The sequence below is a fragment of the Proteiniborus sp. MB09-C3 genome, assembly GCF_030263895.1.
Taxonomy (GTDB): domain Bacteria; phylum Bacillota; class Clostridia; order Tissierellales; family Proteiniboraceae; genus Proteiniborus.
Map to the genome: position 1 here is coordinate 2,515,062 of NZ_CP127161.1, position 14,181 is coordinate 2,529,242.

Genomic DNA, 14,181 nt, shown 5'->3' on the forward strand with positions numbered 1-14,181 from the left:
AATGTATAAAAATGAAAGGAACAGACAATTTCCATCAAAAATTAGTACAACATCTTTTGTAAAATTATATATACTACACTTATTGATAGAAAAGAGCTATTATGGTAATGAAATAATTGATGAAATAAAATCTAGACTTAATAACAAGTGGGAGCCAAGTCCAGGAATGATATATCCTCTTTTAAGAGAATTAGAAGAAAATAATTATATACAAGGCTGGTGGCAGGAACCAGACAAAAGATCAATAAGATATTATAAAATTACTGATATTGGATATGAACATTATAAAAAAATAAAGTTATTATATAGATCTACTTTTGAAGACTCTTTAACAATTATTAAAAATACTTTGAAGGATATTTATAATAATTAAATTTCATGACTCAGCTAACTTTAAAAGGAAATTTGATTATAATGTAGAATTTATAATTAACAAAAATTAATTTGTAGAGGAAGGATGATTATTATGAAATTTAACCTTTCATCAAGAGCCTTAATGATATCCTCTTCCATAACTTTGGATATCACAGCAAAAGCAAAAGAAATGAAAGACAAGGGTATAGATGTAATAAGCTTCGGAGCTGGAGAACCTGATTTTAATACTCCTGATAATATTCAAAAAGCTGGAATTGAAGCAATAAAATCTGGTAATACAAGATACACTGCAACTTCTGGTACTCCTGATTTAAAAAAAGCAATATGTGAAAAGCTAAAAAAAGAAAATGGTTTAGAATATAAACCAAGTAATATTATAGTATCCAATGGTGCTAAACAGTCAATTTTCAACTCATTATTCGCAATTCTAAATCCTGGAGATGAGGTTATTATACCAGTACCTTATTGGGTAAGTTATCCTGAATTTATAAAGCTATCTAATGGAATACCAGTACCTGTAGAGACGAAAGAAGAATATAATTTTAAATTTAACCTAGAGGATTTGGAAAATGCATTGACTCAAAGAACAAAGGCTATTATTTTAAATAGCCCTAGTAATCCAACAGGTTCAGCCTATAATTTAGAGGAATTAAAAGCTATTGCTGATTGGGCAGTAAAGAATAACATTTTTGTTATATCTGATGAAATATATGAAAAGCTAATATATGATGGACATAAGCATATAAGTATTGCTTCATTAGGTGAAGAAATTAAAAGATTAACAGTGGTAGTTAACGGCATGTCAAAGGCCTATGCAATGACAGGTTGGAGAATAGGATATGCAGCAGCAGATGAAGAAATAGTCAAAGTAATGACTAATATACAAAGTCATACGACCTCTAACCCCTGTTCTATATCACAGTATGCTAGTATAGAAGGATTAATTGGAGATCAGTCGATTATTGAAGATATGAAGGAACAATTTGTTTTAAGAAGAGATTATATGGTCGATAAAATAAACTCTATTAAAGGATTATCATGTAGAAAGCCAATTGGTGCCTTTTATGTAATGGCTAATATATCTAAAATAAAAGGTAAAGAAATAAAAGGTAAAATTGTTAATACTTCTTTAGATTTAGCAAATCTACTTCTTGAAGAAGCAAAAGTTGCAGTTGTTCCAGGATCTGCTTTCGGGGCTGATGATTTTATTAGACTATCTTATGCAACATCAATGAAGAATATTGAAGAAGGATTAAGGAGAATAGAAGAAATGCTAAAATAAATTACTTTGTACAATAAAAGCGTCTATTTTGATAAAGAGATATGAATCTTCATATCTCTTTATTTCTGTATACTATACCTTTTTTTTATTTACTTCCAAAAAACAATAAGCTTTGATATTATAAAGCTAGGGGTGAGGATATGGAACTTATTAATACAATTATTGATAATATAAAGGCTAAGGATATTATGGATAGCAATATCCTTAGGGTATGCAAAGTCCATAATATTTTCAAAACAATGGAGCTGATGAATAAATCCAAAATCAATACAATTGTAATAATAGAACATAGCAATGGAGAAAATCCCAAAGATTTTGTTCTTACTTCTGACGATATGATAAATATTATTTGTGAAGGTATTTCCTTAGAGGATTATGTAAATAGAGATACAATTTCTATCTATAAAAGTGTTAATATTGAGGATTCAGTAGGAAAAGTAATGGATTTAGTAAAAGAAGGCTACAATAAAATAATTCCTGTATATGATGATAATAGAATTAGAGGCATAATACATCCTAATGATGTAGTTTTCTTTTTAAATAACCTATTATTTAAAACACATGACCTATTCGTTAAAATTTTAGATAACATACATGACGCAATATGTGTAGTTGATAAAGATTCAAATGTTCTAATATGGAATAAAAGTGCAGAAAATTTATATAAGATAAGTAAAGAAAAAATTTATAGTAGAAAGATACAAGAAATCTTTCCAAGTGCATTATTGCCTAGGGTGCTGGTAGAGGGCAATTCTTACGAAAATATATTTAATAGTCCTAGAGAAGGATGTTATAACATAATTAGTGCAAAGCCTTTAATAGATAATGAGCAGATTGTTGGTGCTGTTAGCTGTGACAAGGATATTTCGGAACTAATAAGAATTACAGAACTGCTAAACAAAACCCAATCGAATCTACAAGTTCTTGAAAATGAGGTTTTAAATCTTAATGAAAGTAGATTTGCATTTTCCAAGATTATTGGCAATGATGAAAAATTCAATGAGATTGTCGAATTTAGCAAAAGCATTTCTAAATCAACTATAAATGTATTAGTAACAGGCGAAAGTGGAACAGGTAAGGAAGTATTTGCTCGTGCTATACATATAGAAAGTGGACGTAAAGGTTATTTTGTTCCCATCAACTGTAGTGCTATACCTAGTGAGTTAATGGAAAGTGAACTCTTTGGATATAAGGGAGGGGCATTTACAGGTTCATCAAGAGAGGGTAGAGCAGGTAAATTTGAACTAGCACATAACGGTACCATTTTTCTTGACGAGATAGGGGACATGCCATTAAACATGCAGCCCAAAATATTAAGAGTAATCGAAGATGGTATTATAACTCGAGTTGGAAGTGAAAGTTCTATAAAAATTGATGTAAGAATTATTGCTGCCACGAATAAGAACTTAAGAAAATTGATGGACAATGGTTTGTTCAGAAAAGATTTATACTATAGACTCAACTCTGTTTTAATTGAGCTACCTCCATTAAGAGAAAGAAAGAAAGACATACCTCTGTTAGTTAATAAATTTATAAGGGATTTTTGTATTTCTTATGGAATCAATATAATAGAAATTCCATCAGAGGTCATGAATATTTTAATAGATCATGATTGGGAAGGTAATATCCGTGAGCTTAAAAATTTAATTGAAAGAATAGTAATTTTATCAAAGCATAATAAATTTGATATTAGCTATTTACCTAACGACATAATTAATGCCCACCAGAAAAGCTTTGTATCGCAAACGAAGAATGAAATTAGTTTAAATGAAACAGTAAATAACAAAGAAAAGGAACTAATTTTAAAAGCTTTAAAAATAGCTAATCATAATAAAAGAAAAGCAGCTGAAATACTTAATATTCCTAGAAGTACATTATATTTTAAAATGAATAAGTATGATATAGAAATATAAAAAAGTGTCAGTTATTTGGCTATCCGTCAAATAACTGACACTTTTTTATATTATTAATGTATAGCACAATTTGCATGGAATTAAGGCCCTAATTTTTCTTTAAACATTATTCATGGGATAAAATATTAGAAATTTTGTCAATTTTCTGACATTAGGATATTAATTGCAGCTAAGGTCATGTAAAATGCACATCTACTTTAACTAATAATTGGTACGTTTTTTGCTTTATTAATCTTTATGACACATATTAATAATGCATTAAATAATATTTAGGGGGAAAAGCAATGAGAATTGAAAACCATCCAATATTAGAATTTAATAGAGGAAAAAAGATCAAATTCTTTTTTAATGGTAAAGAACTAGAAGGATATGAGGGGGAAACCATTGCAGCTTCACTTCATGCTGCTGGTGTAAAAGTTTTAGGAGAAAGCCTATTTAAACATAGGCCTAGAGGTTTTTATTGTGCAATTGGAAACTGTTCATCTTGCAACATGGTAGTAGATGGAGAACCTAATGTTCGTACTTGCATAACTGAGCTTAAGGATGGAATGATTGTTGAAACACAACATGGAAAGGGGGTTATTAATTATGAAACATTTTGATTTGGCTATTATAGGAGGTGGACCTGCTGGATTATGTGCGGCTATCAATGCTGCCGCCAGTGGAGCAAAAGTATTGCTCATAGATAGGAATAAAAACTTAGGTGGACAATTGATAAAACAAACACATATGTTTTTTGGCTCTGAAAAACAGTATGCCTCTACAAGAGGAATAGATATAGCAAAACTTTTATTAGATAATTTGATGAAATATGAAAAGAACGTTGAAGTTATGACTGATGCAACAGTTTTGGGAATATTTGAAGATGGTGTTTTAAGTATAGAACATGAACAGAAATATATAAAGATTAATCCTAAATCAATATTAATTGCTACTGGAGCAAGCGAGAAGGTATTAGCCTTTCCAAATAATGATTTGCCAGGAATTTATGGAGCTGGTGCTGTTCAAACGCTTATGAATGTATATGGGGTTAAACCAGGAAAAAAAGTCTTAATGGTAGGAGCAGGAAATATTGGTTTGATAGTGAGTTATCAGCTTATGCAAGCAGGTGTAGAAATAGAAGCTATTATAGATGCTGCACCCAAAATTGGCGGCTACTTAGTACATGCTTCTAAAATAAGAAGGATGGGTGTTCCTATTTTAACAGGATATACAGTTAAGGAAGCAATTGGTGATTCATATTTGAATAAAGTTGTTATATGGAAATTAGATAGTAGCTGGAATCCTATTGAAGGTACCGAGATGGAATTTGATGCTGATATCATGTGTATTTCAGTGGGCCTTTCTCCTCTAACAGAATTATTAATGCAAGCAGGATGCGAAATGAGATATATACCTGAATTAGGTGGACTAGTTCCAATTAGGGATGAAAATTACCAGACTACCAAAAAGGGGATTTTTGTAGCAGGTGATGTATCTGGGGTAGAGGAAGCTAGTAGTGCGATGGTTGAAGGATATCTCTCTGGCTTATGTGCAGCAAAGAGTATAGGCCTTGAGCATCAAAGCTTTAATGGACTTAGAGAAGATTATATTGCACAATTAAAGTCTTTACGTTCAGGTGCTGTAGGAGAAAAAATTAGAAATGGAATTAGCAAAATCGTAAGAGAGGTGATTTAAATGATAGAATGTACAGGAGTACCAACAGATGATTTAGTAAGAAAGGTCTTTCCTAGTATAGAAAGAGTAAATCAAGGGCCAGTGGCTGTTATAGAATGTTATCAAAACATTCCCTGTAATCCTTGCTCTACATCCTGTATTAGAAAAGCAATGCATTATATGAATGATATCAATGATTTACCTTCACTAGATGAAAATAGATGCAATGGCTGTGGTATATGTATGAGTAAATGTCCAGGATTAGCTATTATGGTTGTAGATGGAAGTCTTTCAGAAGAAGAAGTATTGTTTAGAATACCTTATGAATTTTTACCTCTACCTACTAATGGTGATATAGTTGAAGGGCTAAATAGGAATGGAGATTACATTACTGATGTAAAAGTAGTAAGGGTACAAAATCAGAAATCCTTTGATAGAACAGCTATAATAGATGTAGTAGTCAATAGAGATCTATTATATGATTTTAGAAATATAAGAATGGGAGGAAAATCTCATGAATAATGATACAATAATCTGCAGATGCTCAGACATTACCTTAGAAGATATCAGAAAGCTAATCCAAGATGGATATAGAACAGTAGAAGAAATAAAAAGAATATCTAGAGCTGGAATGGGTCCATGTCAGGGGAGAACCTGCAGTCAGCTCATATTGAGGGAAATTGCTAATTATACTGGCCAAAACATAGCCGAATTAGATGTTTGCATCAGTAGACCTCCAGTGGCTGGAATAAAAATAAAACAAATATTGACCGGAGGTGAATTTAATGATTAATGCAGCAGATGTTGTCATAATTGGTGGTGGAATATCTGGTTGTTCTATAGCATACAATTTAGCAAAAAAAGGAGTCAAAAATATTGTTGTTCTCGAAAAAAGATTTCTTGCAAGTGGAGCTACAGGTAGATGTGGAGCCGGCATTAGACAGCAATGGGGAACAGAGATGAATTGTCGACTGTCAATGGAAAGTATAAAGTTCTTCGAAACTGCAAATGAAGAATTGGATTATGATGGAGACATTGAATTTAAACAGGGAGGATATTTATTAGTCTCATCTACAGAGAAGGAAGATATTCAATTTAAAAAGAATACTGAACTCCAAAAATCATTAGGGATACCTGTAGATTATCTAACACCTAAAGAAGCAGCTGAAATCGTTCCTTATCTGAATACAGATATAATTAAAAGTGCTACCTTCTGTCCAAAAGATGGCCATCTAAATCCTTTTTTGACAACTGATGCATATGCAAAAGCTGCTAGAAAATTAGGAGTTAAGATATATACATTTACTGAAGTGTTAGGGATTAAAACTGAAAATGGAAGAGTTAAAGAAGTTATTACTAATAAAGGTAATATATTCACTAATATAGTAGTTAATGCTGCTGGCGGCTACTCTAAGCTAATAGCTGACATGGTTAATGTGAATATCCCTGTATACTCAGAAAGACATCAAATATTGGTGACTGAACCTGTAGAACCAATGCAAGATCCTATGGTCATGTCTTTTTCCCTTAATATATATTGTCAGCAAACTCCTCATGGTTCATTTATTATGGGTAGAGGCGATGATAGCGAGCCTAGGGACTTAAGGATAACATCAAGCTGGCAGTTCTTAGACGAAATGGCTAAGACGACTGTAGAATTGCTACCACCTATTGGTGAACTTAGAGTAATAAGGCAGTGGGCAGGTTTATATAACATGACACCTGATAAACACCCAATATATGGTCCTGTAAAAGATTTAGAAGGCTTTTACTTAGCCTTAGGTTTTAGCGGACATGGTTTCATGCTTGGACCTATGACAGGATTACTCATCGCTGAACAAATATTAGGCGAAAAAAATACAATCGATATTAGCAAGCTCACTCTAGACAGATTTGAAAGAGGTGAATTAGTATTCGAACCATCAGTAGTTTAATTTTTACTAGATTTAATGGAGGTGGCTTTATTGAAGATATTAAGAAAAAAAGAAGAACGCTGTATAGGATGTCATCTGTGTGAAGAAACTTGTTCACAAGCATATTTTAAAGAAAATAATTTTAAAAAAGCCTCTTTAAGAGTAACAGAAATTGTAGATGCAAATAATGAAATAATTACCTGTACTCAGTGTGGACATTGCATTGATATCTGTCCAGTAGAGGCCATATACAGAGATAATAGAGGAATTGTCAGAATAAAAAAAGATATCTGTGTAGGCTGCTTGATATGTGTAGGATTTTGCGATGAAAGGGCAATGTTTCAACATGATGACGTTACAGAACCTTTTAAATGTATCTCCTGTGGACTATGTACTAAAAACTGTCCTTCAGATGCAATTTATTTAGAAGATGTATAGTACAATTATTTTAAGGGGGAGAATCTATTGAATATAGATACACTTAAAGATAACCGTAAGTTACTTAATGAATATAGCTACGAGCTTGGTAAAATTGAAAAGGGTTATACGAATAGAAGCCTATATATTGATTTATCAAATAATAAAGTTGATTCAATGCCTGTTACTGTTATGATGAAGGAAAAGTTTATAGGAGGAAAAGGCTTTGGATTATGGTACTTATGGAATGCAGTAAAACCAGAGACAAAATGGACTGATCCAGAAAATGCAATAGTTATAGCTAGTGGACCAGTAGGGGGGATTACACAATATCCTGGGGCAGGTAAGTCCCTAGTAGTGACCATATCACCTCTTACTGGGATTCCTATAGATAGTAATGTAGGGGGGTATTTTGGACCATTGTTAAAATTCTCTGGTTGGGATGCATTAGAAATACAAGGTAAAGCAAATAATGATGTAGTAGTGTACATAGATGGTAACAATGGCATAGTAAGGATAGAGGAAGCACCATTAGAAGCTATAGATGCACATGTACTAGGGGAACAATTAACAGAAATGTACGCTGATTCCGAAGAGGATAAGAGAAATATAGCTGTTGTTACGGCTGGTACTGCTGCTGACAATACCTTAATAGGTTTGTTAAACTTCACATTTTATGATGTAAGGAGAAAAGTGACTAGACTTAAGCAGGCTGGAAGAGGTGGCATAGGCACAGTATTCAGAGATAAAAAAATCAAGGCTTTAGTAGTAAAGTTTAGCGGTGTAAAAGGAAATTTGAACAATCCATCTGATCAAGCTAAAATAAATAGAACTGGATTAAGACTTCATAGAGAAATAAATAGATTTGATGATGAACAATGTAGGATGAGACAAGTAGGTACTGCAAATATCATTGAAGTAATGGATGAGTATGATTTGTTGCCTGTTCATAATTATAAATATGGCAATCATCATGATACTTATAAAATAGCTTCAAATGTATTCAGAGACAATTATTTAACACAAGGAAAACCTGATGGTTGCTGGTATGGGTGTTCACTATCATGCGCTAAGGCAGCTGACAGCTTCGAATTAAAAACAGGACCATATAAGGGAGATAAGGTAACTGTAGATGGCCCTGAATACGAAACTGCTGCAGGAGTAGGGGCTAATTGCGGTATTTTCGACCCTGAATATATTTTGGAATGTAACTTTTATTGTGATACATACGGAATTGATACTATTTCCTTTGCTACTATAACTGCTTTCCTAATGGAGTGTTATGAAAATGGAGTAATTAATAAGGAGATTACTGGAGGATTAGAATTGACCTTTGGTAATAAAGAAGCTGCTATGGAGCTTCTTCATCAGATGTCTAGGGGAGAAGGCTTTGGGAAAACAGCTGGACTAGGTATAAGAAGATTGAAGAAAATATTTATCGAAGAGTATGGAGCTGATAAGAATTTCTTAGAGGACATTGGAATGGAGCAAAAAGGATTGGAGTATTCTGAATACCTACCTAAGGAATCATTGGCACAGCAAGGTGGATACGGATTAACAAATAAGGGACCTCAACACGATGAAGCTTGGCTTATATTTATGGACATGGTAAATAATCAAATACCAACCTTTGAAGACAAAGCAGAAGCTCTACATTATTTTCCTATGTTTAGAACGTGGTTTGGCCTCATGGGACTCTGCAAGCTTCCTTGGAACGATATAGTACCTGCCAGCAATGTATCTACTGATGAGCCTGCCAAAATACCTGAACATGTGCAGAATTATGTTGACTTATATAATGGAATGACAGGAAGTAACATAGATAAGCATGAATTAATAGTTCAATCTGAAAGAGTATATAACTTTCAAAGAATCTTTAATATTAGAATGGGACATGGTAAACGAGTGGATGATAAAGTGCCATACCGTTCTGTAGGTCCTGTTACTGTAGAAGAATATGAATCAAGAAAAGAAAGATATGATGCTCAACTTAAAGAAAAGCTGAATTATGATGTAACAGGAAAGTCTACAGAGGAAAAAATTAATGTTCTCAGAGCATATAGGGAAGATCAATACGAACAATTAATTGATGCAGTTTATAAAAGGAGAGGTTGGACTAAAAATGGAATTCCAACAGTAGAAAAACTAAAAGAGATCAAAATGGACCTGCCTGAATTAATTGAGATTGTAGAAAAACATATCTAAACAGTAGGAGTGAAGGTATGATTTTAATTAATGGTAAGGAGCATGAATGGAGCAAGAACCTAACGGTACAGAAAATATTAGATATTAAAAGGTATACTTTTCCTAAAATCATAGTGAAGGTAAATGGTAAATTAATATCTAAGGATGAATATTTAACTACCTTAATATATGATGGAGATGAAGTACAGGTTATTCATTTGTTAGCCGGAGGGTAAATAATTATAGAAAATACTACATGCAGCTTTGTGTGTAGTATTTTTTATGACATAAATGGTTTTTGTACATTTGTTATATATGCTTTTGAAGATAGACTGTCATTAAGTTTACATAATATAATTACGTAAACTTAATGACAGTCTATTTGTAACGGCAAATATATTGCTAATAATAAAAAATAATATAAATACTTCATCAAAGATGAAAAAAGATATAATTGATAAACTCAACAGATAAAATATAGTTTTCTTTAGATGTTAAAAATAAAATAGGCTCATATTTAAGTTGTGAGGCCTTTATTTTGATTGTATAATAGTTTTATATCAAAGCATATCAAATTATGCTTAAAATCGATTTAAAACGCTAATTTTTGATAAATTAGTTCAAAAAAGTTTTTCAGCATGAATAATTGATATTTTCAATTGAAAAGCAAAATATAGCAGCATTTTTAATCATAAATCTACAAAATTGAGTTTAAAAATAATATTGCAATGTTAATTATTTTATTTTTATAAATTGCATAGAAAAGTAAAGCAAATTAAATAAAAATATTTATCATTTTAAAGAAGGATTTACTGAAAAAACGTAGAATATTATTATACAAAATGTATATTTTGTATAATAAGGAGTGGAAAAATGGATAATTCACCAATAATATTAGAAGATTTTTTAAACTACATAGAAACCATCAAAGGAAAATCCGAAAATACTGCTAAGGAGTACTTTTTCGACTTACGAACTCTATTTAGGTTTTTGAAGCTTAGATATAAGCTAGTTGATAAAAATGCACCTTTTGATGAAATTGATATATCGGATATTGATGAAACCATTATTAGAAAAGTGACCTTGCAAGATTTATATGCTTTTATTTCTTTCGTTGATAAGGATCGCAATAACCAAAATTACGCTAAAGCTCGTAAAGTCGCCAGTATTAGATCCTTCTTTAAATATTTGCACACAAAAATTAAGGTTATTAATGAGAATCCTGCAATAGATCTAGAGTCACCAAAGACCAGTACTAGACATCCTGTTTATCTTTCTCTTCAAGAGGCTGAAAACCTACTAGATTCTATTGAGGGAACATTTAAAGAAAGAGATTATGCTATTATTACACTTTTCTTAAACTGTGGTTTAAGATTATCAGAGTTAGTTAGTATAGATATTGATAGGATTAAAGGTGATACTCTAACTGTAGTGGGCAAAGGAAATAAAGAACGTACTATTTACCTAAATGAAGCATGCTTACAGGCTATTAACGACTATCTCGAAGTAAGGCCTACAGAAGGAGTTAAAACGCCAAATGCTTTGTTTTTAAGCAATAGGAAAAATAGAATAAGCAATAAAACGGTTCAATATCTCGTGAAAAAATATATAAAAGATGCTGGATTAGATGTTGAAATGTATTCAACTCACAAGCTAAGGCATACTGCAGCTACACTTATGTATAAGTATGGTAATGTAGACATTAGAGCTTTGCAGCAAATATTAGGCCATGAAAATGTATCTACTACTCAAATCTATACTCATATTGATGATGATAGATTAAGAAAAGCCGTCAAAAGCAATCCTCTTTCTAAAAAAACTCGTTCTTAGACACCTAAAATCCATAGTGCTCTTTATAACTCTTATCATATAAAGAAATAGACCATACTCAACTTCATATAATGGTCTATCTCTTTATAGCTATTATTTATTTTTAATATTACAATCAATATGTAGGAATTTTTATTACACTGCCTGCCTTTATGCTGGCAGATTTCATGTTATTTATTTTCATTATTTCATAGACTATTTTTCTAACATCCTGATTATAAGGATTATTTCTTTTGGCTATTTCCCATAGCGTATCTCCGGATACTATGGCCATTTCAGCATAATTACCATTATCCGAACCATAAACCAAGTTGAGTCTTAATATACCATTAAATATAATGGTTGTAATAATAAATATAGTTGATAAAAAAATTGTAAATCTTCTTTTGTTTGCAATTCTTATTCGTTTTCCCATAACAATACCTCCAAAGGAACATTTGTTCGTTAATTCAATTATAATAGGAACATATGTTCCTTGTCAATAGTTTTTTTAAAGAAACGAACGAATGTTTGCCATTTGTCTTTTTATATGTTATAATAACAGCAAATACTTTATTGAGGGGTGCCAATATGTATGAGGATTTATCGTCAGTACAGTTAAAAATACTTGAATTCATTAAAAAGGAGATTTTTTCTAAAGGCTATCCTCCTGCAGTAAGGGAAATTTGTAAAGCAGTAGAATTAAAATCCACTTCTACTGTTCATGCCCATCTTGAGAAATTAGAAAAAAAGGGTTATTTAAGAAGAGATCCTACCAAACCTAGGGCAATCGAAATTTTAGATAAAACCGATAATATCATTCCGTTTCCAAGGAGAGAAATCGTAAACGTCCCCATTGTAGGAAAAGTTACAGCAGGAGAACCAATTCTAGCAATTGAAAACATAGAAGATACCTTCCCCTTACCTATTCACTTCGTAGAAAATGATTCTGTTTTTATGCTTAAGGTAAGAGGAGAAAGCATGATAGAAGCAGGTATCCTTGATGGAGATCTAGTACTTATAAGACAACAAAATACTGCAAATAATGGTGACATAGTAGTCGCACTTTTAGAAGAAGAAGCAACTATTAAGAGATTTTTTAAAGAAAAGGATTATATCCGATTACAACCAGAAAATCAATTTATGGAGCCTATTATCACTAAGGATGTCACAATCTTAGGAAAAGTAACTGGTGTCTACCGTAGAATTAAATAGAAAAAGAAAAGCTGACTAAAAAGTCAGCTTTTCTTTTTCTATCATATTGTTCTTATATAAGTTATTTAAGCTCATCATAGCACCAAGCTTACAATGGCTATAGGTTAAACCACCTTGATAATATGCAAAGAATGGTTCTCTCATAGGACCATCTGCGCTTAGTTCTATTGAGGAACCTTGTACAAACGCACCTGCTGCCATTATTACTTCATCTTCATATCCAGGCATGTCCCAAGGTTCAGGCGATACATAAGAGTCCACTGGTGAGGCGCTTTGTATTCCTTGACAAAACTTGATTACCTTTTCCCTCGACTTAAATTCTATTCCCTGAATTATATCACTTCTTTTATCATCTGTATCTGGCACAACTCTGAAACCTAAATCCTTATAAACTAGCGCATTTAATAAAGCACCCTTAAGTGCTTCTCCAACTATCATAGGAGCTAAAAACAAACCTTGCAGAGTATTTCTAGTTGTTCCAAAGGTCAATCCGCATTCTTTACCTATGCCAGGTGCCGTACTTCTATTGGCTACTAGTTCTATTAAATCTTTTCTTCCAACAACATAACCTCCAGATAAGGACATACCTCCTCCAGGATTTTTTATGAGTGATCCTGCCATAATATCTGCTCCTACATTTGTAGGCTCATCTATTTCGATAAATTCTCCGTAACAGTTATCTACCATAATAATCAGATTATTATTAAATGCTTTAACTTTTTCTATAGCTTCACTTATTTCGTCTATTGTTAAAGCTTTTCTATCACTATATCCAGTTGATCTTTGAATCATAACTATTTTAGTACTATCTGTTATTGAAGCTAGTGATTTCTCAATATCAATTTTTCCATCTGCAGTAAGAGGAACTTCTTTGTATTTTATCCCGTATTCAATGAATGTACCCTTTTCATTACCCTTTACACCAATTACTTTTTGCAGTGTATCATAAGGACTGCCACTAATTGCAATAAGCTCATCTCCAGGTCTAAGAATTCCAGACAAAGTAAGCGTAATCGCATGAGTTCCTGAAACAATAGTTGGTCTTACTAAGGCATCTTCTGTACCAAAAACATATGAGTAGATTTCTTCTACCTTTTCTCTTCCAACGTCATCATACCCATAACCAGTAGTCCAATTAAAATGAGTTGCATTAAGTCTAGCTTTCTGCATTGCATGTATAATTTTATATTGATTATATTCTTTAGCTGCTTCGATTTTACTAAAATATTTCTCTCTAAGTATCTTTTCCTTGGATTCTACATAATTAATAACTTCATTACTTATGTCAAACTGTTTACATAATATATTTATAGTATACTGATTCAATATATCACCTTCTATTAGTATTATCTTATGTATTGTAACACATGAATTTCTTAGTTTCAATTAGTTTTACATAATAAAACCTTTTAAGTAA

Annotated in this window: 15 protein-coding genes; 13 read left to right on the forward strand and 2 right to left on the reverse strand. The window is 31.9% G+C overall.

All coding sequences use genetic code 11. The features are described from left to right. The first annotated feature begins 1 nt into the window (after window position 1). The 12 genes from QO263_RS12250 (at window position 2) to QO263_RS12305 (ending at window position 11,570) form a co-directional block, all read left to right on the forward strand. Entirely contained in the window at window positions 2–373 is a 372-nt protein-coding gene (locus QO263_RS12250) for a PadR family transcriptional regulator (protein ID WP_285621847.1), read from the forward strand. A gap of 93 nt (window positions 374–466) precedes the next feature. Next, entirely contained in the window at window positions 467–1,657 is a 1,191-nt protein-coding gene (locus QO263_RS12255; protein WP_285621850.1) for a pyridoxal phosphate-dependent aminotransferase, read from the forward strand. 140 nt (window positions 1,658–1,797) lie between these two features. Then, window positions 1,798–3,570, forward strand: a complete 1,773-nt coding sequence (locus QO263_RS12260; protein ID WP_285621853.1) for a sigma 54-interacting transcriptional regulator — start codon at window positions 1,798–1,800, stop codon at window positions 3,568–3,570. 284 nt (window positions 3,571–3,854) lie between these two features. After that, complete coding sequence (locus QO263_RS12265; RefSeq protein ID WP_285621856.1) at window positions 3,855–4,172, forward strand: (2Fe-2S)-binding protein; 318 nt, start codon at window positions 3,855–3,857, stop codon at window positions 4,170–4,172. Continuing rightward, on the forward strand, window positions 4,159–5,247 hold the full coding sequence (locus tag QO263_RS12270) for an NAD(P)/FAD-dependent oxidoreductase (RefSeq protein WP_285621866.1): 1,089 nt from the start codon (window positions 4,159–4,161) through the stop codon (window positions 5,245–5,247). The genes QO263_RS12265 and QO263_RS12270 overlap by 14 nt, the downstream gene beginning before the upstream one ends. Next, the gene (locus tag QO263_RS12275) at window positions 5,248–5,748 is read left to right on the forward strand and encodes a 4Fe-4S binding protein (protein ID WP_285621869.1); all 501 of its coding nucleotides are present in this window, start codon (window positions 5,248–5,250) and stop codon (window positions 5,746–5,748) included. Beyond that, window positions 5,741–6,019, forward strand: a complete 279-nt coding sequence (locus QO263_RS12280) for a (2Fe-2S)-binding protein (protein WP_285621872.1) — start codon at window positions 5,741–5,743, stop codon at window positions 6,017–6,019. Before QO263_RS12275 ends, QO263_RS12280 begins: the two co-directional genes overlap by 8 nt. Further along, a complete protein-coding gene (locus QO263_RS12285; RefSeq protein ID WP_285621875.1) occupies window positions 6,012–7,160 on the forward strand; it encodes an NAD(P)/FAD-dependent oxidoreductase in 1,149 nt (382 codons plus the stop codon). Before QO263_RS12280 ends, QO263_RS12285 begins: the two co-directional genes overlap by 8 nt. Window positions 7,161–7,190: 30 nt before the next feature. Further along, complete coding sequence (locus QO263_RS12290) at window positions 7,191–7,577, forward strand: 4Fe-4S binding protein (RefSeq protein WP_285621878.1); 387 nt, start codon at window positions 7,191–7,193, stop codon at window positions 7,575–7,577. A 27-nt stretch (window positions 7,578–7,604) separates the two neighbouring features. Continuing rightward, window positions 7,605–9,761: an aldehyde ferredoxin oxidoreductase family protein gene (locus QO263_RS12295; protein WP_285621881.1), complete on the forward strand. Its 2,157-nt coding sequence runs from the start codon at window positions 7,605–7,607 to the stop codon at window positions 9,759–9,761. A 17-nt stretch (window positions 9,762–9,778) separates the two neighbouring features. Then, on the forward strand, window positions 9,779–9,976 hold the full coding sequence (gene thiS / locus QO263_RS12300; protein ID WP_285621883.1) for a sulfur carrier protein ThiS: 198 nt from the start codon (window positions 9,779–9,781) through the stop codon (window positions 9,974–9,976). Window positions 9,977–10,613: 637 nt separating this feature from the next. Next, the gene (locus QO263_RS12305) at window positions 10,614–11,570 is read left to right on the forward strand and encodes a tyrosine recombinase XerC (RefSeq protein ID WP_285621886.1); all 957 of its coding nucleotides are present in this window, start codon (window positions 10,614–10,616) and stop codon (window positions 11,568–11,570) included. Window positions 11,571–11,685: 115 nt separating this feature from the next. On the opposite strand, the gene QO263_RS12310 is transcribed toward QO263_RS12305, so the two are convergent. Beyond that, window positions 11,686–11,985 (reverse strand): LysM peptidoglycan-binding domain-containing protein, encoded by a 300-nt coding sequence (locus tag QO263_RS12310; protein WP_285621889.1) that lies wholly within the window; start codon window positions 11,983–11,985, stop codon window positions 11,686–11,688. A gap of 155 nt (window positions 11,986–12,140) precedes the next feature. On the opposite strand from QO263_RS12310, the gene lexA reads away from it, so the two are divergent. Next, on the forward strand, window positions 12,141–12,764 hold the full coding sequence (lexA, locus tag QO263_RS12315) for a transcriptional repressor LexA (RefSeq protein WP_285621893.1): 624 nt from the start codon (window positions 12,141–12,143) through the stop codon (window positions 12,762–12,764). A gap of 15 nt (window positions 12,765–12,779) precedes the next feature. On the opposite strand, the gene QO263_RS12320 is transcribed toward lexA, so the two are convergent. Beyond that, window positions 12,780–14,093 carry a methionine gamma-lyase family protein gene (locus tag QO263_RS12320; RefSeq protein ID WP_502928717.1) on the reverse strand — a complete coding sequence of 438 codons (1,314 nt, stop codon included), beginning with the start codon at window positions 14,091–14,093 and terminating at the stop codon, window positions 12,780–12,782. Between the last annotated feature and the right edge of the window lie 88 nt (window positions 14,094–14,181).